Annotated in this window: 19 protein-coding genes, 6 tRNA genes and 1 riboswitch; of the genes, 16 read left to right on the plus strand and 9 right to left on the minus strand. The window is 46.8% G+C overall.

Annotation, left to right across the window (positions count from 1 at the left end):
* Window positions 1–23: 23 nt before the first annotated feature.
* The gene (locus SB752_RS10235; protein ID WP_410715569.1) at window positions 24–1,139 is read right to left on the minus strand and encodes an N-acetylmuramoyl-L-alanine amidase family protein; all 1,116 of its coding nucleotides are present in this window, start codon (window positions 1,137–1,139) and stop codon (window positions 24–26) included.
* Between the two features lie 336 nt (window positions 1,140–1,475).
* On the opposite strand from SB752_RS10235, the gene SB752_RS10240 reads away from it, so the two are divergent.
* From SB752_RS10240 to SB752_RS10275, 8 genes are all read left to right on the plus strand, one after another.
* Window positions 1,476–1,958, plus strand: a complete 483-nt coding sequence (locus SB752_RS10240; RefSeq protein ID WP_410715570.1) for a hypothetical protein — start codon at window positions 1,476–1,478, stop codon at window positions 1,956–1,958.
* A gap of 26 nt (window positions 1,959–1,984) precedes the next feature.
* A complete protein-coding gene (gene thiM / locus SB752_RS10245; RefSeq protein ID WP_410715571.1) occupies window positions 1,985–2,794 on the plus strand; it encodes a hydroxyethylthiazole kinase in 810 nt (269 codons plus the stop codon).
* 930 nt (window positions 2,795–3,724) lie between these two features.
* Window positions 3,725–3,817 (plus strand) — tRNA-Ser (locus SB752_RS10250).
* Between the two features lie 4 nt (window positions 3,818–3,821).
* Window positions 3,822–3,895, plus strand: a tRNA-Glu gene (locus SB752_RS10255).
* A 111-nt stretch (window positions 3,896–4,006) separates the two neighbouring features.
* A tRNA-Gly gene (locus tag SB752_RS10260) sits at window positions 4,007–4,080 on the plus strand.
* A gap of 9 nt (window positions 4,081–4,089) precedes the next feature.
* Window positions 4,090–4,166, plus strand: a tRNA-Met gene (locus SB752_RS10265).
* 19 nt (window positions 4,167–4,185) lie between these two features.
* A tRNA-His gene (locus SB752_RS10270) sits at window positions 4,186–4,261 on the plus strand.
* A gap of 28 nt (window positions 4,262–4,289) precedes the next feature.
* Window positions 4,290–4,374, plus strand: a tRNA-Leu gene (locus tag SB752_RS10275).
* Between the two features lie 97 nt (window positions 4,375–4,471).
* Here SB752_RS10275 and SB752_RS10280 read toward each other — a convergent pair.
* Both SB752_RS10280 and SB752_RS10285 read right to left on the minus strand, forming a co-directional pair.
* Complete coding sequence (locus SB752_RS10280) at window positions 4,472–4,954, minus strand: DinB family protein (protein WP_410715790.1); 483 nt, start codon at window positions 4,952–4,954, stop codon at window positions 4,472–4,474.
* A gap of 168 nt (window positions 4,955–5,122) precedes the next feature.
* Window positions 5,123–6,031 carry an EamA family transporter gene (locus SB752_RS10285; protein ID WP_410715572.1) on the minus strand — a complete coding sequence of 303 codons (909 nt, stop codon included), beginning with the start codon at window positions 6,029–6,031 and terminating at the stop codon, window positions 5,123–5,125.
* A gap of 259 nt (window positions 6,032–6,290) precedes the next feature.
* On the opposite strand from SB752_RS10285, the gene rarD reads away from it, so the two are divergent.
* Window positions 6,291–7,199 (plus strand): EamA family transporter RarD, encoded by a 909-nt coding sequence (rarD, locus tag SB752_RS10290; RefSeq protein ID WP_410715573.1) that lies wholly within the window; start codon window positions 6,291–6,293, stop codon window positions 7,197–7,199.
* A gap of 80 nt (window positions 7,200–7,279) precedes the next feature.
* Here the strand turns inward: rarD and pdxK are convergent, their stop codons facing one another.
* Entirely contained in the window at window positions 7,280–8,098 is an 819-nt protein-coding gene (gene pdxK, locus SB752_RS10295; protein ID WP_410715574.1) for a pyridoxine/pyridoxal/pyridoxamine kinase, read from the minus strand.
* Between the two features lie 263 nt (window positions 8,099–8,361).
* Window positions 8,362–8,532 (minus strand): hypothetical protein, encoded by a 171-nt coding sequence (locus SB752_RS10300; protein ID WP_410715575.1) that lies wholly within the window; start codon window positions 8,530–8,532, stop codon window positions 8,362–8,364.
* 216 nt (window positions 8,533–8,748) lie between these two features.
* Between SB752_RS10300 and SB752_RS10305 the strand changes: the two genes are divergently transcribed.
* The 3 genes from SB752_RS10305 to SB752_RS10315 are packed head-to-tail and all read left to right on the plus strand — an operon-like array spanning window position 8,749 to window position 12,493.
* Window positions 8,749–9,450 (plus strand): ABC transporter ATP-binding protein, encoded by a 702-nt coding sequence (locus tag SB752_RS10305; RefSeq protein ID WP_410715576.1) that lies wholly within the window; start codon window positions 8,749–8,751, stop codon window positions 9,448–9,450.
* A gap of 24 nt (window positions 9,451–9,474) precedes the next feature.
* Window positions 9,475–10,935 (plus strand): ABC transporter permease, encoded by a 1,461-nt coding sequence (locus SB752_RS10310; RefSeq protein ID WP_410715577.1) that lies wholly within the window; start codon window positions 9,475–9,477, stop codon window positions 10,933–10,935.
* A gap of 22 nt (window positions 10,936–10,957) precedes the next feature.
* Window positions 10,958–12,493 (plus strand): efflux RND transporter periplasmic adaptor subunit, encoded by a 1,536-nt coding sequence (locus SB752_RS10315; protein ID WP_410715578.1) that lies wholly within the window; start codon window positions 10,958–10,960, stop codon window positions 12,491–12,493.
* Window positions 12,494–12,578: 85 nt separating this feature from the next.
* On the opposite strand, the gene SB752_RS10320 is transcribed toward SB752_RS10315, so the two are convergent.
* Window positions 12,579–13,253, minus strand: a complete 675-nt coding sequence (locus tag SB752_RS10320; RefSeq protein ID WP_410715579.1) for a hypothetical protein — start codon at window positions 13,251–13,253, stop codon at window positions 12,579–12,581.
* A 14-nt stretch (window positions 13,254–13,267) separates the two neighbouring features.
* Window positions 13,268–14,038, minus strand: coding sequence for a class I SAM-dependent methyltransferase (locus SB752_RS10325; RefSeq protein WP_410715580.1), 771 nt, complete (start codon window positions 14,036–14,038; stop codon window positions 13,268–13,270).
* 335 nt (window positions 14,039–14,373) lie between these two features.
* On the opposite strand from SB752_RS10325, the gene SB752_RS10330 reads away from it, so the two are divergent.
* Together SB752_RS10330 and SB752_RS10335 are read left to right on the plus strand one after the other, a co-directional pair.
* Window positions 14,374–14,562, plus strand: a complete 189-nt coding sequence (locus SB752_RS10330; RefSeq protein ID WP_410715581.1) for a hypothetical protein — start codon at window positions 14,374–14,376, stop codon at window positions 14,560–14,562.
* A 27-nt stretch (window positions 14,563–14,589) separates the two neighbouring features.
* Window positions 14,590–15,393, plus strand: a complete 804-nt coding sequence (locus tag SB752_RS10335; RefSeq protein ID WP_410715582.1) for an EcsC family protein — start codon at window positions 14,590–14,592, stop codon at window positions 15,391–15,393.
* Between the two features lie 11 nt (window positions 15,394–15,404).
* Here SB752_RS10335 and SB752_RS10340 read toward each other — a convergent pair whose 3' ends face one another.
* Entirely contained in the window at window positions 15,405–15,953 is a 549-nt protein-coding gene (locus SB752_RS10340; protein WP_410715583.1) for a GNAT family N-acetyltransferase, read from the minus strand.
* A gap of 96 nt (window positions 15,954–16,049) precedes the next feature.
* A complete protein-coding gene (locus SB752_RS10345; protein ID WP_410715584.1) occupies window positions 16,050–16,493 on the minus strand; it encodes a flavodoxin in 444 nt (147 codons plus the stop codon).
* Between the two features lie 150 nt (window positions 16,494–16,643).
* Window positions 16,644–16,832, plus strand: a riboswitch (Lysine riboswitch).
* Between the two features lie 158 nt (window positions 16,833–16,990).
* Between SB752_RS10345 and dapD the strand changes: the two genes are divergently transcribed.
* The gene (gene dapD / locus SB752_RS10350) at window positions 16,991–17,701 is read left to right on the plus strand and encodes a 2,3,4,5-tetrahydropyridine-2,6-dicarboxylate N-acetyltransferase (protein WP_103107743.1); all 711 of its coding nucleotides are present in this window, start codon (window positions 16,991–16,993) and stop codon (window positions 17,699–17,701) included.
* A gap of 14 nt (window positions 17,702–17,715) precedes the next feature.
* Window positions 17,716–18,930 (plus strand): aspartate aminotransferase family protein, encoded by a 1,215-nt coding sequence (locus tag SB752_RS10355; protein WP_410715585.1) that lies wholly within the window; start codon window positions 17,716–17,718, stop codon window positions 18,928–18,930.
* Window positions 18,931–18,933: the final 3 nt, after the last annotated feature.

Below are 18,933 nucleotides of genomic sequence, written 5' to 3' on the forward strand. Positions count from 1 at the left end.
CTTTTTTGTGTTGATTTTTTGCGTCAGTTGGAAAAATAGTCAGCCAGCCCATCCACAATAGCTTGTGCTGCACGTTCCTGATAGCTTGCCGTACGAATGATGGCCTCGTCTTTTGCATTGGTCAAAAAGCCTAGCTCAACCAGCACAGAAGGCTGAGCATTTTCGCGCAGTACATGATAGTCTCCATACGATATGCCATTGCTTGGGAGGCTTTGATTGCTGCGTAGACGTGCTTCGATAGAACGGGCTAATGGATAATCTTTCGCTTGCGAATAAAAAAACGTCAATGTTCCACTAGTAGGCTTGATCGACGAATTGTAATGGATGCTGACAAATGCATCAGCATCTTTGGCTTCACTGACGGCAACTCGCTGCGAAAGTGAAGGCTTTTCGCTGTCACTCGTTCTGGTCATGATAACCTGTGCACCCCGTTGACGCAGCTTGCTTGCTACTTTGTTCGAAGTGTCTCGATTGAGCTTCTTTTCTTCCGTTTTCCACTTAAGTCCAATAGCTCCAACATCACTTCCGCCGTGTCCCGGATCGATGACGATCACTTTTCCCTTCAGGCCAGACGAGCTCGTCGCCTTTGTTGTAGCTTTTGAAGTCTCTTTGCCAGTAGATTGACCAACATAATTGGCTGAAACCCAGCCTGTTTTTCCTGCAGAGGTTTTGACCTGCAACCAATCCACCTTGCGACCCGTAATCTCAAGTGTGGTTCCTTGTGGCAAGACCTGTACGATGTCCTGATCCAAACCTGGTCCTTTGCGCATCCGCAGAGCATCTGCTGTGACGGTGCCGCGATTGCTACTGGTTCCAGATGAAGCCGCAGGCTTTGCAGCTGGGACGACTCCCTTTGAGGTCTTTTGCAGATAATAGCCTGCTACCCAGCCGGTTGTTTGCTTATAGCTGATCTGTACCCAGCCGTATGCTTCCTTGGAGATCGTGACAGTTGCACCGTAAGACAAGGACCCGACGACAGCTGCCTTAAAGCTTGGCTCACTGCGCACGTTTAAAGAAGTAGCGAGTACCTTCGCGCTAGTCTGTTCAGCAGCGTTCACTGTCCACGCCCAATCGGGTGGCAGAGCCAGGAGCAGACATAGGCTGATAATAAGGGATATTTTTGTCATTTTTTTATTCATGAAAATACCTCTACGTAAGATGACTGTTTTGTCTACGTGGACAATGATAAGGAAGATTGCTTCATTCTAATAGGGTATTTTTTCCTGATTTTATGTAGGAATTTCGTTTGGGAGCGCATTTTTTCCGGTACATCCACGAGTTTACATAATTATTTTTAAAAAATAGGTTCGAATGTAACATAAATTGCACGCCTCCCTTTTCCGATACCAGAAATAGACACAAAAAAGGGAGATAGGGGATTTTACATGTCTACATATTATTACTTCAGTTGCACAAAATGCCGAACCCGAGGGGGAGTTTTCGGTAAACAAGCTTGGGGATGGGGGGACTTTGACATGATTGAGTCCTTCAAATACCTCGCACATCATATTCGGACATGTGGGGAAGACTCCATTCGCGTCATTTCTGAGGATGTAGAAGATTATGTTGATCAACTTCATGGAGAATACAATCACTTTTTAGAAGAGACAAAGCACATATTTCCCCATTCCAGGGACTGGCAGTTTTTGGACAAATGGAAAATGCTAAAGGTAGATGAAATGAAGGAAAAGTGGGTAGAAGAAAATCGGATTGCCCATCCTGATGACCGTGTGAAGATTTCCGCAGTTCTGGAAGAAATTCAAGTTCTAAAAGAAGGTGCAGGCCATTATTTGTTCCATAGCAAGGTCTCCTGTGAGAACAATAAGACTTGGAATGTCTTAGCTTCTATGCGAGAATTGCCTCTTTTGCAGCGTTCCTATATCATCATAGGAGTAAAACAAGAACATCCAGAGCTCGGGGAGGTCTTGATGGTAAATAAAATGCTTCCCAGCACCTGATGATGTGACAGAAAGGGGCAGGATTCATGGAGCTTAACCGAATTGGACAATCACTGGATCTCGTACGCCAGAATAATCCGCTCGTACATAACATTACAAATGTGGTCGTGACCAATTTTACGGCCAATGGGTTACTGGCGTTGGGAGCATCGCCAGTAATGGCCTATGCCAAGGAAGAAGTTGCAGACATGGCCAAAATAGCAGGTGCTCTCGTACTGAACATGGGAACCTTGAATGAACAAGAGGTAGAGGCGATGCTGATCGCCGGAAAATCTGCCAATGAGCACGGAGTTCCCGTTTTGTTTGATCCTGTCGGAGCAGGAGCCACACCATATCGTACCGAAACAGCGAGGAAAATAGTCAAACAGCTAGACATTTCCATAATTAGAGGAAATGCAGCAGAAATTGCGAATACGATCGGGGAAGAGTGGCAAATAAAGGGCGTAGACGCAGGTGTTGGCGACAAAGATGTCATCTCTCTGGCAATTGCAGCCGCCAAGCAGCTCGAAACCATTGTTGCGATTACGGGTAAGGTAGATGTGATTTCAGACGGAGTGAGAACGTACCTAATCCACAATGGACATTCGATTTTAACAAAAGTGACTGGAACCGGTTGCTTGCTCACTTCTGTGATGGGGGCATTCGCAGCGATTGAAGATGATAAGTTGGAAGCGGGTGTCCAGGCTTTGATCTCCTACGGCGTTGCGGCTGAGCTAGCTGCCCAAAAAGTAGGGAATAAGGGGCCTGGCAGCTTTCAAATCGAGTTTTTAAACACCCTGTCGACGATGACAGCTGATGATGTTCGTCGTATGGGAAAAGTGGAAGAACAAAAATAAAAAAACCTCTATCGATGCCTCCACAAGGAGGAGCGACCGCGTTTTAGCAGAAGGTTTTTATGCGTTCCAGAAAGTTTAAGCAAGATTGCTTTTATACGGTGAAGCACTTAAACTTTCTTACACGTAAAAAACCCCCTAAAAAGGGGGAGAAAATGATCCTGCTTATGCGGCGACTAGGAGAGATATGTTAGCGTATAGCTGTAGTTGCGTAAAGTGTATGATATCAGCTTCTTCTGGTGCTCGGAAATAGAGTGAAATATGAATTCGACTTGATCATTTTCAAACGGACGTAAAGCAGAAATGCAGATGCCATGACAAGTTATTTCTTTCTGTAGCGCCGATGCATGGCTGGCTTTGGTACGTAAGTGCAATTCCATGGTGACCCTCCTTGGACACTCCATAGAGTACCAAAAAATACTATGGAATTACAGGTAAGTTTTGTCAGATTTATGACTGATTTCCTGAAAGGGCTTAATCCTTGTCAGGAAGGCATTGCGCGCGGGAGAAATAGGCTGAGATTAATGCAGCCATTCTGCCCTTTTCTGTAGAGTAATCAATCTTTTTGGAGAGGCATTTTAGCAACTCGCGGTCACAGCTGCAAGAAAAATATCCGCGTTTCTCGTAGCAAATATCGTGTCTTTTACAGCATAAATCAATATCGTCAATCGGTGCTCCAGGTCCGGAACAGCCAGGGCCGCACCAATTGCCGTATAAGCAGGGGAGCCGTCCGCCGTGATTTTTTCTTCTGGCCACTTGCCACCACCACCATACCGAGAGTATTACTTCAGCGTATTGTGATTGGGAAACGGTTGCTTTAGGCAAGTGGCTGTTTTTTTCACGAATGCTGTGAGAAATTTCCCTTGAAAACGTTTTTTAGATATGATAGATTAATTCTTGCCGAAGTGATCAACTAGCGACACTTACTAGAATGGATGGATGTCCGAGCGGCCGAAGGAGCACGATTGGAAATCGTGTAGGCGGGGTCGACCCGTCTCGTGGGTTCAAATCCCACTCCATCCGCCATCTTGGCCCGTTGGTGAAGCGGTTTAACACAGCAGCCTTTCACGCTGTCATACAGGGGTTCGAATCCCCTACGGGTCACCTATAGTATCTTGTAAAGTTTGTTGATCACCTCTATCGTTCTTTATGTTGAGGCCGTGGAGGTTCAAGTCCTCTCGACCGCACCAAAGCAAAGCATCAGACGCGTTGTATGCGGGTGTAGTTCAATGGTAGAACTCCAGCCTTCCAAGCTGGTCGCGTGGGTTCGATTCCCATCACCCGCTCCATAGATTTTTGGCGGTGTAGCTCAGCTGGTTAGAGCGTTCGGTTCATACCCGAAAGGTCGGGGGTTCGATTCCCTCCGCCGCTACCATGAAAGCTTGGATAATATGGCGGTCGTGGCGAAGGGGTTAACGCACCGGATTGTGGCTCCGGCACTCGTGGGTTCAAGTCCCATCGATCGCCCCATTTTCTATTTGAATTGAATCAGTCATTTGCGGTCGTGGTGGAATTGGCAGACACACCATCTTGAGGGGGTGGCGGGGCGACCCGTGCGAGTTCGAGTCTCGCCGACCGCACCAACCTACATAACGAATTTGTGATAAGAATAAAGCTCAGAGCAAAGCCCGTTGAGGCGATGCTGCTGAGCTTTTTTGGTAGAACCTGATACTTTGTTAATCAGCTTTGGACATTTTGGTTGTCACGCAGGGAGCGACGAATCGCAGTAATTGCTGCCAGATGCAGCCCTTCATGAAAAATCGTTCTGACTAGCACCTGAGAAATTGTGTGCATGCCTGATTCTGTGGCAGCGAATTCCTCTTCCAGACGCTCGCCGTAAAGGGCACGGATCTGTTCAGGCTGAGCTGTCAGCAGCTGACGAAGGGTATGGAGAGAGGGCGGGGATGCTTGCCAGTCAGCTGGCTTTGTGCCATAACCAAACCATTCATGAAACGAGGGAGGAAGAGAGATTTCTTCCTTTGTTATGTGCGAAATCCACAAATATTGATCCAGATAGATATGTCCCAAATTCCAGAGGATGTTATTGTTGAATCCTTTTGGTACGATTTTGACTTCCTCCTCAGTCAATCCCTCAACAGCATGCAAGGTTTCACTGCGATAATCCTGAAGCTGCTGGAACAGCACTACATGGCGCTTTTCCATCATGTACGGTCTCCTTCCTCTCATCTTTTTCTGAAATCAGTTTCCAAGTAGTTCCACGAAGGGAACGTAGGTTCCTGCCTGCTACAACAGCTTATTTGGGCAGAAACATAAAAAAGACGAGTCGGAACGATTTACGCCCGACACGCCTTTTAACTTACGTCTTTAATGTTACATGCTTCGTTTTTGCAACGGTTGGGAAGGAGCAAACAAGTGACGCCACTTGATTTGCGGGACCCCAATAGCTGCGAGAATCATCAAAACGCCGCCCCACTGCGTGAGTGTCACATTCTCGTGGAGGACAAAGCTGGAAAGCAATACAACAGTAGGCAATTCAATTGCGCTCAAAATAGTAGCCAGTCCGTTTCCGATGCGCGGGACGCCAACTGCTAAGCAGAAAATCGGGATAACTGACCCGAACACAGCAACGCAAAGAGCGAGAGGCAAAAGCCCGGAGGTCAGCTGGCCATTTATGAGAAAGGTTGGCGGGTAAACGATGGAGAGCATCACGCCAGCCATGCTAATCGTAATCGCGCTTCGCAAGTAAGGATTCATCTGCGGCAGGATGCGACCGCTAAAGAAAATGACAAAAGCAAAGGTAGCACCAGACAAGAGTCCATAAATCAGTCCAGAGAGACTAGCGTTTTGCAATCCGGTTTCGCCGAGCCCGCTAGCCAGTACGGTACCGATTCCCAGCATGATCAGCGACACCCATTTTTCAAGCGTAGGCCACTTGCGGTCGACGATAGACTCAAGCAGTACACCAATCCACGTAAACTGGAAAAGCAATACGATAGCGAGCGATGCTGAGACACGGCTAACTGACTGATGATAAAAAAAGCTCGTTGATGCCATCATGAGGCTGACGGGAGCAAGTACAAGCAAATACTTGAAGCGAAACCGTTCCCGTGAAAAGATGGAAGCCATGACAATCATGATCAAGCCACCAAAAATTAACTGACTCCCGCTAAGCTCATAAGGTGTGTACCCGATTTGAAATCCGTGTTTTAAAAAAAGGGAGAGGACTCCGTAGCTGCATGCTCCGATTATTACTAAAAATACAGAACGCCAGTATGTCATAGGTGAAAATTCCTTTCTTATGACTAAACTCGGAAGAATAATCACTATTGTACTATAGCTCCAAAATTGGTACAATAAAATTTTGTCTATCGCTTTATCCTGATAATGTGGTAATTAGATAGCTGACTGCTCTGCTGCTTCGGTAGTGGATGAAAGTGTGATAAAGCTGTATTCTGGCTGTAAATACATAGCCGATTGAGGATTATTCCGTTACACTACTATCTAGAGGAAAAGCGAAATCGTTTGGAGGCAAAGAAATATGAAACAGGGAGTCTTTTACGCGATTGCTGCGTATTTTATGTGGGGCCTGCTCCCGCTGTATTGGAAGGTGTTCCAGGCGATGGGGGCTTGGGAGATCCTCGCGCATCGGATCGTTTGGTCAGTCATGTTCGTTGCTATTATTATTGTTGTTACCAAGCGCACCCGTAAGCTACGGGAATCCGTTTCAGGAGCCAAAATGGTTGGGGCATTGATCGTTTGCTCGCTCTTGATTAGTGCAAACTGGCTTCTATACATTTGGGCGGTCAATAATGATCAGGTCATGCAAACGAGCCTCGGCTACTACATGAACCCGTTGATTACAGTCTTAATGGGTGTCATTTTCTTAAAAGAAAAGATGTATGTAGGCCAGTGGATTTCGCTCGCATTGGCAAGCTGTGGTGTTTTGTACATTACCATTCAGTACGGAGAGTTTCCTTGGGTTGCACTTTCGCTTGCACTGACGTTTGCGTTTTACGGTCTGGCCAAAAAACTAGTAAAGCTGGAAGCGTTTATTGGTCTGGCATGGGAGACGCTCTTTGTGGCGCCAATTGCCCTCGCCTATCTGCTCATGATTCAAATCAACGGTACACAGACTGTTTCAGCGCTCGCATGGTGGCAAGTGCTACTGTTGACACTAGCTGGAGTAGGGACAGCATTGCCACTTTATTGGTTTGCACAGGCTGCTGCCCGTCTGCCACTTTCGATGATTGGCTTTATTCAGTATTTATCCCCGACGATTTCACTCTTGTCGGCCATTTTTCTGTTTCATGAGCCATTTACAACGACGCATATGATCAGTTTCTCACTCATCTGGGGTGCATTGATCATATTTACAGTCAGCTCCATACGGAAAAGGCCTGCTTCGGTTCCTTTGAAATCAGGGGCCCCAATTAAAAAAGAAGCATGAAAAAACTCCTGACCGACCAATCACAAGACTGGGTTAGTCAGGAGTTTTTGTTGTATTTATTCCTTGCAAAAGTGAAAAGCTTATGCTTGCTTGCTCAAACGGTACGCACCGTGGTTGGTTGGTCCTACGTATTTATTCAGCGCGAAGGAATGACGAATCGCTTCAGTAATGAAGTCTTTTGCTACGCCGACTGCCTCGCGTACGGAATTTCCTTTTGCCAGCTCTGCACAGATTGCAGCAGAGAAGGTGCAGCCTGCTCCGTGAGTGAAGGTCGTTTCAAAACGCTCCGATTCCAACACCTCAAAAGATTGTCCATCATACAGAACATCGACAGCATGATTTCCAACCTGTAGCTTGCTTCCGCCTTTTACTACGACATAGGCTGTGCCAAAGTCATGGATACGTTTTGCTGCTTCCTTCATATCATCTACGCTTTTCAGAGCGCCCATTTGGCTCAAGATACCTGCTTCAAACAGATTTGGTGTTGCGACTGTAGCGCGCGGCAGCAAAACCTCACGCAGGCTGATCGCGATTTCCGGATGGAGGGCTTCGTCAGCACCTTTGCAGATCATGACTGGGTCAACAACAACGTTTTTCAATTGATATTGTTCAATCTTGCGGGTAGCCAGCTCGACCAGCTCTGTGGTGCCGAGCATGCCAGTTTTCACTGCGTCAACACCGATACCCGAAAGAACGGTTTCGATCTGTTTTTCGAGGATAGCTACGTCGATAGGAAAAACCTCGTGGAACCACTCATTGTGTGGATCCTGTGCCACGATGACTGTGAGCGCGGTCATCCCAAAAACGCCTAGCTCCTGAAATGTTTTAAGGTCGGCCTGTTGGCCAGCTCCGCCGCTTGTGTCAGAGCCTGCGATGGTCAGTGCTTTACGAATGGTCATTTCGATTATCTCCCTTTGTGCCGCAGTCATGACGCTGCGGGACTATACTGTCATGCGCTGTACTGTCTCCTTCTATATTAAGAGGAAAAAATCGGTGGTGTCAATAATATCCCCTGAAATAAAAAGCTGTACTAGCAAAATTCAGCACTTCCAAACAGGGGCATATAATGGAAGGTTATTTTCGAAAGGTGATAGCGCACAAAAAAAAACCGCCTTCCCCAAAGGAGAAAGCGGTTTCAAAAATATCTTTATTTTTCACTCTCTTAACGCAAAGTGGCGTGATGAAAGGAGAAGGAAATGGTCGTGGACATTGACTTGGAGCGTTTTGTTGCCAGTTGCTTGGCTTGTTTTGCAGCTTCGAACATGCTTGGCGCTTTGATGATTTCAACCCATCGGCGTGTTGCGGTTTCGAATAAAAAGCGGTAGATGGTCATTTTTTATCTGCCCTCTCATTTGTTCTTGACACCTCTATCATAGCAGGCTTCTGGGAGGGAATGGTTACAGGATTGTTACATAATTTTGAAGAACATGTTGCATCTGTGTGAACGTTAAAATGTTTCCTAATTTGCGTTACGTTTTTGAACATCCTGCGTCTTTAGTATGAGGTGTTTTAATCTTTTCCATTTTATGTGAACGAATGAGGTGTAAACATGGCTAACGCGGTAGGAGAATTGACTGTCACAGGTGTCAATCACAGCTACGGAACGGGCAAGATCAAAGTACCTGTACTGTTTGACATAAACCTGCACGTGAATCAGGGTGAGTTTGTGGCTCTGTGCGGATCTTCAGGATCAGGGAAGTCAACGCTTCTCAACCTGCTCGCCGGCTTGACCAAACCGGAGGAAGGCAGTGTCATGGTCAGTGGAGCAGAGATTTCCAGCTATAGCGAAAACGAATTGTGCTTGTTTCGCCGGAAGAGCATGGGCTTTATTTTCCAGTCGTACAATTTGCTGCCCAATTTGACAGCGCTGGAAAATGTAGAGCTTCCTTTGATTTTTGCAGGAGAAGGCGTGAAAAAGCGCCGGGCAAAAGCGACTGAGATTTTGGAGCGAGTCGGGCTGGAAGGACGTATCGACCACAGGCCGAATGAGCTGAGTGGCGGTCAGCAGCAGCGGGTGAGTATCGCACGGGCGTTGGTTAATCAGCCTGGAATTATTTTGGCGGATGAACCAACAGGGAATCTGGACAGTAAGACAGAGCAAGAGATCATGAACCTGATGAAACAAATGAACAAAGAAAATGGGACTACGTTCATCATCGTTACCCATGAGCAGGAAGTAGCAGAACAGTCTGACCGTGTCATTTATTTACAGGACGGTCGGGTAGTACAAAAAAGGACGAGACCAGCGTAGGCGAGGGTATGAGGTGAACACATTGTGAAGATAATTGATTCTTTTCGCATCGTCTGGCGAAACCTGTGGCGGATGAAGCTCCGTACGGCACTAACCTCGGTTGGTGTCATGATCGGAACTGCCGCCATTGTCGCCATGATAGCGCTAAGCTTAGGGTTGAAGGAAAGTGCAGTAAAGAGCTTGGAAAATTTCGGTAATTTGACCGAGATGGATGTAGAGCCGATGTATTACATCTACGAAGAGGATCGGATGATTCCCGAGGATGAGCGGAAAAAGCTGAATATGGAAGCCGTTCGGGAGCTAAAGCAAATACCAGGAATTGCGGCAGTCATGCCGATGAAGCGGCTTTATGAACAGGCCAAGCTCAAGGTAGGACGGCGCGAGGGCTATGTTGAGCTCATAGGGGTAGATGTGAATGAATCAGCAGAGTACCGGAAGAACGATGTGGAAAAAGGGGCCTATTTGTCAGGGTCGCCCCAAGAAATTGTAGTAGCCTATGATGTTCCGCGTGAAATGCGCGATGTAGAAAAAGAAAAACGAGATGCACGCCGACGAAATGCGGACTCCAACCGTTCAGGTGGGGGGGCGTCCTTTATGCCACCAGATATGGGGGGCGGAGAGCAAACAGCCGCATTTAATCTGGTAGATAAAGCAGCCACGATCGTACTCACTCGGGAATACCGCATCGATGACGAGCCGAAGTACGAGAAAAAGGAAGTGCGTGTACGCGTTGTCGGTCAGCTGCAACAGTCGGAAAATCGGCGATACTCGTCAGCTGTCTATGCGCCGCTTAGCGTCGTGAAAGAGTTGAATGACTGGGTAAACAGGAGTCGGGGAGATGAGGGTTCGGGCGGGAATACTCGCCGCACGCGAGAAGAGGCGAAAAAGGATAAATTTGAATTCGACCAGATGACGGTCAAGGTAGAATCGCGTGAAATGGTTGAGAGTGTCGTCAAAGCATTGAAGGAAAAGGGCTATGAGGTATGGTCGCCAGCGCGAGAGCTTGAGACGATCAACAAGTTTTTCTTTGTGATCCAAATGGTTCTAGGCGGAATTGCAGCTATTTCTCTCTTGGTAGCGACGATTGGTATCGTAAATACGATGATCATGTCCATTTTGGAGCGGACCAAAGAGATCGGGATCATGAAAGTAATCGGAGCTACGGTACTCAACATACGCTGGTTGTTCCTGATGGAATCTGGTTTTATCGGTCTAATCGGTGGCTTGGCTGGCTTGGGTATGGCCTGGGGAGCGGTAGAGCTCGTAAACTACTTCGGAGCTTCTGGAGGACTCCTGGATGGACTGAACATGGGGTATGGCCGCGGAGGCGGCGAAGAGGCGGAACCTAGCAAATTGGCAGTTATTCCTGCCTGGCTGGCACTGTTTGCAATCGGATTTTCCTTCATCATCGGACTGTTGGCAGGTATTTTCCCTGCGATCCGTGCATCTCGTCTGAGTGCTTTGCAAGCGATTCGATCTGAATAAAGAAATGTGAGGAAGAAAAGACATGGAGAAGAAAAAGTCAAAGAAAAAATGGATCATCATAGCGGCAATTGCGGTCGTCCTTGGTGGTGGGGGATACTACGGCTACACTTATTTTACGGGCAAAGATGCGGCAACGGAAGAAATGCCAATGGAAAAACCATCCTTTCCTACAGCTGCCGTCGAGATGGGAGAAGTGAAAAAAGTCATTTTCTCCTCTGGTACCGTAGAAGCCAAAGCGCGTGAGGAAGTAAAACCAGAAATTAGCGGCAAAGTACAGCGCCTGCTCGTAAAGGAAGGACAATCGATTAAAAAGGGTGACGTATTATTTACGGTAGATAGTGCAGACGCCCAATTGGAAATGCAAAAGCAAGAGTTGTCAATTATACGCGCCCAGAAAGAATTGGCTGAACTGAAGAATAAAAAAGATACCATTCTCTCGGACAAAGCGGGGAAAGTAAAGGAAATCCTCGTCAAGGATGGAGATACGGTTACGCCAGATACTGTGGTGGCCAAGCTTACGAATACGGATTATCTGAAAATCTCTGGGAAGTTTAGTGCCTATGAAGCAGAGCAATTCCGGATTGGGCAAAACGTGAAGGTCTTCATCACTGCGTCCCTCTATTATGTAGACGGTGTCGTTACAGCAATTGACCTGGTTGGTAAAAAGGAATCAGGTCTAGGTGGCGTGCACAATGTTGATGTACTTGTTAAAAAGCCGGGAGCCATTTATGTAGGGGATATGGGAGAAGTTCAATATACCGATGCAAAAGGCACTTTGTTTGCAAGCCAAATGCCAACTCCGTTCGAGCTTCCTGATGAGATGGAAGTCTTAGCAGGTACCCATGGTAAAGTAGCAAAAGTGAATTTTGAAAAGGACGATGAAGTCAAGGCAAGACAGCTTCTGTTCAAAATGGATATGACGTCATCTGATTTGGAGCTGCAGGAAAAAGAGCTGGCTCTAAAAGAGTCACTATTGACGATGGAGCAAAAGAAGCGGGAGATCGCGAAAAAGCAAGTAGAAGCCCCAATCAGTGGTGTGATTACAAAGGTTAATATTAAAGAGGGAGAGTCACCAAGCTCAGGCGAACCAGCTGTGGTTATTATGGATACAACGTCGGTTTATTTTGTAGCGGCAGTTGACGAAATTGACATTCCGGCCATCAAGCTGGGGCAGAGCGTTGATGTTTTTGTAACAGCTTTTGGAAACAAGCCTTTCAAAGGTAAAGTTAGTGAGCTTCCAAAAGAAGGAACAAAGGAAGACAAGACTGTTCGCTTTGCTGTAAAAATAGAGCTCGGCGATACAAAAGATATGAAGCACGGAATGACTGGTGATTGTGATATATATGTAGAGCAAAAAGAGAATGTAAAGCGATTGCCGATCAATGCGGTAGAGTTTTTGGAAGAAGGCAAGGGATCAGTGATGGTCAAAGATCCAAGTACCGAAGAGCCTACGCCGAAAGAAGTGAAAGTAGGTGTAGAAGGGACAGATTTTGTTGAAATTATTGATGGTCTAAATGAAGGCGATGAAGTGTTAATGATGAACGGCGAAGGGATGTAACTCTTTCTTCTTCTCCTGATCGCAAAAAAAGTAGCCCCGCTTGTAACGTATTGTGGACGTTCAAGCGGGGCTATCTGTTATTCGTCTAAGCAAAACTTTTTAAATTGAGCTTCTGGATCATTTGTGAAACCAAACTAAGTAAAGGATGAGATATAGCAATTCCGGTTTCCTGAGTAAATTGATGGGCGACCGGTGCCATCGACAGCTGAGCGACAGAAATGAATGCATGGTGCTTATCTGCGGAAAGCTTTTGCAGCTCATTTTTCACAGCCTCACGGTAGGCGTCCTGCTTGTTTTCCATTAAAAGGGCAAAAGCCCCTTGCATGACGTTAACCTCAATACGCGGATGTAATCCTCTTGATTGGGCGTAGTCATGTAATCGCGTCATCGTAGGCTCCACGGTCGCTGGGTTGGAGAAGAGAAGGATTTGTGGATCTGAACAATGGGTTACTTCATGAAAAAATGGCTTGTCAATCGTAAAGATCGGTGTGGAGCTGGCAGCCTCCACTTGTTCGGTTAAGCAAGCCGCATATTGCGTGCACGTAATCACCATCGCATCCGGGTCACTTGTTTTCATCCAGTTCAATTGCTCGACCAGCTTTGCTTGTGATTGTTCTTTCGTGAGGGCGTTCTTGCCTTCTGAATTGAGAAGCAGTCCGGGATCAACATAGTGCACCATGTCCATTTCAACAGAAGCAAAAGCGTCTGCGAGCAAGGAAATATTGGAGAAGTGACCATGTAGACAAGCAATTCGTTTCATGAGTGGCGTTCCTCCTATTCGCTTGTTTTTCTGGCAATCACGCGGATACGCTTGTAATCGACAATCCATATGCCATCCTGGAACAGAACGGGACGTAACAGCTCTGCTACTTGCAAGCAGACGTCATTGATTTCACCAGCGGACAAATCCGTGAAAAACGGACTACAAAAAGAGTCCAACCAATGACGCAATCCGTGATAGCCATCAGGCATCGTAGTGGGACGATCAAAATGAGAGGCTAATACGACGCGAAATCCTTGTTTTTCTAACAGAGCAGCGTACTCGCCAATACTCGGAAAATACCAAGGCATCCGCTCATCAGCCGAGATACCTTTTTGTGCAAGGGCGACGCGCAAAGCATTCACAACAAGCGCGCAGTTACCTTTGCCGCCGAATTCTGCCACGAACCTTCCTTTTGGAGCCAGCGCATTCCAGACGGACTCAATAACCTTTTCAGGCATCTTCATCCAGTGTAGAGCAGCATTGGAAAAGATGGCGTCGAATTGTTTTTCGGTACGATACGTATGCGCATCCGCAATCTGAAAAGGTAGATGAAGATATTTTTGCTGGGCACTACGTATCATATCGGCAGAAAAATCGACACCCATTACCGTTGCACCAGATTTTGCCAGCTCGGCAGTCAAATCTCCTGTACCGCAGCCTAGGTCCAAAATGCGTTCGTTCGAAAGAGGCTGTAGCCAATCAATTAATCCTCTGCCATAATGAGAAACGAAGTTCATTTTATCGTCATAGAGATCTGCATTCCACTGTTTTGCTGGATTCATATCGTATCCCTCCCTATTTCTGTTTTACCAGTTTATTGCCTATAATTGCAATCTATTTGAAATTATAAATACATAGGTTTTTCCTATAATGCCTAGGGATTCATATCCTGTCTTGCTACTAAAGGAGAACTTTTTAAAGCGGGTGAGTACACGATTCGTGTAACCAACACTCTTGGTTACACCAGTTGCCAGGTCCTCTCTACGAACTTATCCTACAACAAGCGGACAGCCTTTATGGAAAATGACGAGATTCTTACCCTAACGATTGACGTACAATAGGGAGAAGCAGTATCCCCCGTTCTTTTGCGGGGGATTTTTTGTCGGGAGGTGACAGGATGTCTGAAGAGCAGCAAGCCGTTTTAGCGAAGTTTGGTTTTATTATCGAAGGGGGAAGCGTGAAACATTCGAAACTCGAAATCGTAAGAGAAATAGAGGAATTCACCTCCTTTTCAAAAGAAGAGGAGCTACAGGAATACGTAAAGCAAATCCTTCGCAGCCAATGTCAGTTGAAACGGAAAAATTAGAAAGAAGCTTGGAAAGGGGCCGAGTGGATGGAGTCAAGAGAATCTTTGCTACAAGCCTTGAAAGAAGTAGAGGTATGGGAAAAGAAACAGAAGGATTTGTGGTTTTGGGAAAAGCTCGGGAGACTACCTTTTGTTCTATTGGATAGAATGACGCCAAAATTCATTCGTGAAAAGCTCGGGACAGCTGTCGATGAGATGGCCGCTTTTTTGGAAACAGGGGGCACCTATCTCGTCTCTGATGAAGCCGTTTACAGTAAGTTTCGTGCCCGCCAAAGTGATGCGAGAGGTGTGACATTGAACAAACACACGATCACCTCTTTGCCACTTACAGAGATGAACGCAGTAGCAGTGCAAATGAGTGAGTCCAGGGCGACCTTTGCGACCGTACAGGGGGCAACGACAGGAATCGGTGGTATTTTTACATTGGCATTGGATATTCCCCTATTGCTTGGCACATCACTCAAGATTCTGCAGGAAATGGCTCTGTGCTATGGCTATCGTCCCGAAGAGAAACGAGAGCGGCTTTTTGTCGTCAAATGTCTTCAATTCGCTTCTTCCGATATCGTCGGTAAAAAGGCGATACTTGATGAGCTTTCACGTTTCGACGATCCAGCTACTGAAAAAGACGTCATCGCTCAGCTCCAGGGGTGGAGAGAAGTCGTCGTGACCTATACAGAAAACTTTGGGTGGAAAAAGCTGTTTCAGATGGTGCCGATCGCAGGCATTTTGTTCGGGGCGTACATCAATCGTTCCACTGTACAGGATGTCGCCGAGGCTGGCATGATGCTGTACCAAAAACGGCGAATCCTGGAGCGGTTGCGTCAAGCATGAGAATAAGAGCACTATTCGTGCCAATCCTCCGCAGTGATGGCATACATGTTGTGGTCTTCCCACTTTCCATAGATTTGCAAATAGCGCAGGGATAATCCTTCATAACGAAAACGGTTCTTTTCGAGTACGCGAATAGAGCCAAGATTGCGTGGCATGACCGCAGCTTGCACGCGATGCAAATTGGCAGTGGTAAAGGCGAATTGCAAAGCGAGTCCAACAGCGGAGGTAGTATAGCCGCGTCCATTGCAGCTTTGATCCATAAAATAGCCCAATGTTGCGTTTTGCCAAGCACCGCGGACGACATTGGACAAGGCGACACGACCGATCATTTCCTCTTTTTCGGAAAGAAAAACGCCAAAAGCAAATCCGGACCCATTTTCGAAGTCCTGTATGGCCTGGGCTACTTGCTGCTGCTGACCTTCCAATGTCAGGTGAGAAGGGAGACGGATCGGTTCGAATGGCGCCAGAAAATCTTGGTTACGCAGCCGAAGCTCCAATAGCTCGGCTGCGTCCTGTTCACGAAGAGGGCGTAAATAGATAGCATCGGTATGTAATTGCATCGAGCGATCCTCCTATAGAAAAAATGGTGGATCGATAGTGTACCACGTTTTCTCTTCGCAGGAAATGCAATACGAATAAAAGAGTGAAAATATTCGTTACAATCCGAGAGCTTCCACAAAAGAAACGCCATAAGCTTTGCATTTCTCAACTTCCTTGGCATTGGGGGTGAGCTCGATTTTCAGCCCCTCCAATGGCGTTTCTGCTCCACGCTCGCGAGCTTTTTCTAATAGAATATCCACAGCGGCACCTACATGCTCATAGTTTGAGTCGCATGAACCAAAAGCGATGACCTTTTTGCCACTTAAATCAATGTTGTTCATTTCTTCATAGAAGTCCAGGCATTCGTCTGGCAGCTCTCCATCTCCCCATGTATACGCGCCAAGGGCAATGCCGTCGTACGACTCCAGCTCTTGTGCACTGGCATCCATCACTTCCTTTATCACCATCGTAGCACCTGTAGAACGAATTCCTTCTGCGATGGCCTCAGCCATTTCCTGTGTGTTTCCAGACATGCTTGCGTAAACAATCAAAAAGCTCATAAAAGGAAAACCTCCAAGTTAGTAATGAAAATCATTATCATAAACAAAATAATGAAAATGATAATCGTTGTCAATGACTAATTCATTTTTGATAAAGCTGTTGCCACAACGCATTGATTTTGGTAGAGTTAAATGAAATTATTATATGGAAGTCTAAATAGAGGTGCGCCGAGGATGAGTACATCTTTTCGTGATCTGCCAGGGGGCAGGAAAAGGAGGAAAGGCTAAAGCGCCGAAGCTGCTGCTATTCCCCTGAATAGCGATGGTTGGGGTGGATCGTGAAAAATGATCGTCCTGTCATGAAAGGTGGTAAGCCTTTTGTGGAGCGCTATTTACGATTTGCTTGCGGAGTATCCAAAGCAATGAGGTAGCGTATGCACTCATTGCTTTTTTTAGTGAATCAGAAGGTGTAAACTTCAGGTATATACTTCCTGATTCAGCTAGATTACCATTCCGCTAAAACTTACAAGCTTTTCAATTAAAAGGAGGACTCACCTGTGAACATGATGGATGCAAACGAAATTATCGCGTTTATTCAAAAAAGCGAAAAGAAAACACCTGTGAAAGTATATGTGAAGGGTAATCTGGAGGGAATCGACTTCGGAGCTAGTGCAAAGGCATTCATCACGGGGGGCACAGGTGTCGTATTTGGCGAATGGAAAGAAATCGAGCCTGTACTGACTGAGAACAAGGACAAGATCGAAGACTATGTAGTTGAAAGCGATCGTCGCAATTCTGCAATCCCATTGCTTGATACCAAAGGAATTCAAGCGCGTATTGAACCAGGTGCGATCATTCGTGACCAAGTAACGATTGGCAACAATGCAGTCATCATGATGGGTGCTTCTATCAACATCGGTGCTGTTATTGGTGAGGGCACGATGATTGATATGAACGTAGTTGTAGGTGGTCGTGGAACGATCGGGAAAAACTGCCATATCGGTGCAGGCTCCGTTATTGCGGGTGTAATTGAACCGCCTTCTGCTACGCCAGTAGTCATCGAAGACGATGTTGTGATCGGTGCCAACGCAGTGGTGCTTGAGGGTGTGCGCGTAGGGAAAGGTGCTGTTGTTGCAGCTGGTGCGGTTGTCATTGAAGATGTACCGCCATACGTAGTAGTAGCAGGTACTCCAGCTCGTGTCATCAAGCAAATCGACGAAAAGACTCGCTCCAAAACAGAAATCAAACAGGAACTACGTCAGCTCTAAGGGAGTGTGTGGTCATGGATTGGCGTTCGCTTGATGAACAATACATCGTCTCCACGTACAATCGTCTTCCGATAGCAATCGCCAAAGGGGAAGGCAATTATTTGTACGATACCAATGGCAAAAAATATTTGGATTTGTTTACTGGACTCGCAGTGAATGTGCTCGGTCACTCACATCCACGTATTTTGCGCGCGCTTCATGAGCAAGGAGAGCAGTTTTTGCATATATCCAACGTCTTTCTCAACCAGCCTGCGATTCGTCTGGCGCAGCGTCTGGTGGAGCAGACAATCCCGGGTAAAGTATTTTTCACCAACTCGGGTGCGGAGGCGACTGAAGCTGCCATTAAACTGATCCATAAGTGGACAAAGACGGAGGGGGCTGGACGTGAGGGGATTGTCGTTCTCAGAAATAGTTTCCACGGACGGACCCTCGGCGCTGTTCGACTGACTAGGCAAGCCCATGTCTATCAGGATTTCCCGCAGCCTGCTTTTTCGGTTTATGAGCTGGATGCAGAGGATGCGGCTGGTCTGCGCGAACTTTGCCAAAAGGTAAAGCCTGCTGCTGTTCTGATGGAGCCGGTACTTGGTTCTGGCGGAGTAGTTCCCCTGTCGGAGACATTCCTCCAAGAAGTATCAGCCATTTGCCAGGAAGAAGGCATGCTGTTTGCGATGGACGAAATTCAGACAGGTATGGGGCGAACAGGGAAGCTGTTTGCTTATCAGCACACTGCTGTCACTCCCGACCTGATACTGTTTGCCAAAGGTGTAGGTGGAGGCTTGCCACTTGGTGGTGTGATTGCTGGTACAAAGCTTATGAACCAGTTCAAGCCGGGTGATCATGGTACAACCTTTGCTCCTTCGCCACTATCAGCTGCTTTGGGGAATGCTGTCATGGATGAGCTTCTTGATCCCGCTTTTGCAAAAGGTGTGGATGAGGTGATCGCATACCTCTGGGATCAGCTGGAGGCACTACGCGAGCGTCTGGGCGATCAGCTTCAGGCATTGCGTGGGAAAGGCATGATGGTCGGTATTCCTCTTAGTGTCTCTCCTGAAGAAGCGAGTCATTTGCAGCAGCAATTGCTGGAGGAGGGTATTCTCGTCGATGTGACGCAGAAGACTATCGTTCGCCTGCTGCCGCCACTGACCCTGACAAAAGGGGATGTAGATCGGTTTTTGGATGTTTTCGCTCATTTGCTGACAACTCTCTCAGGCATGAGGGAAGGAGCGTAAATG

Source organism: Brevibacillus sp. SIMBA_040 (assembly GCF_046535075.1).
Lineage (GTDB): Bacteria > Bacillota > Bacilli > Brevibacillales > Brevibacillaceae > Brevibacillus.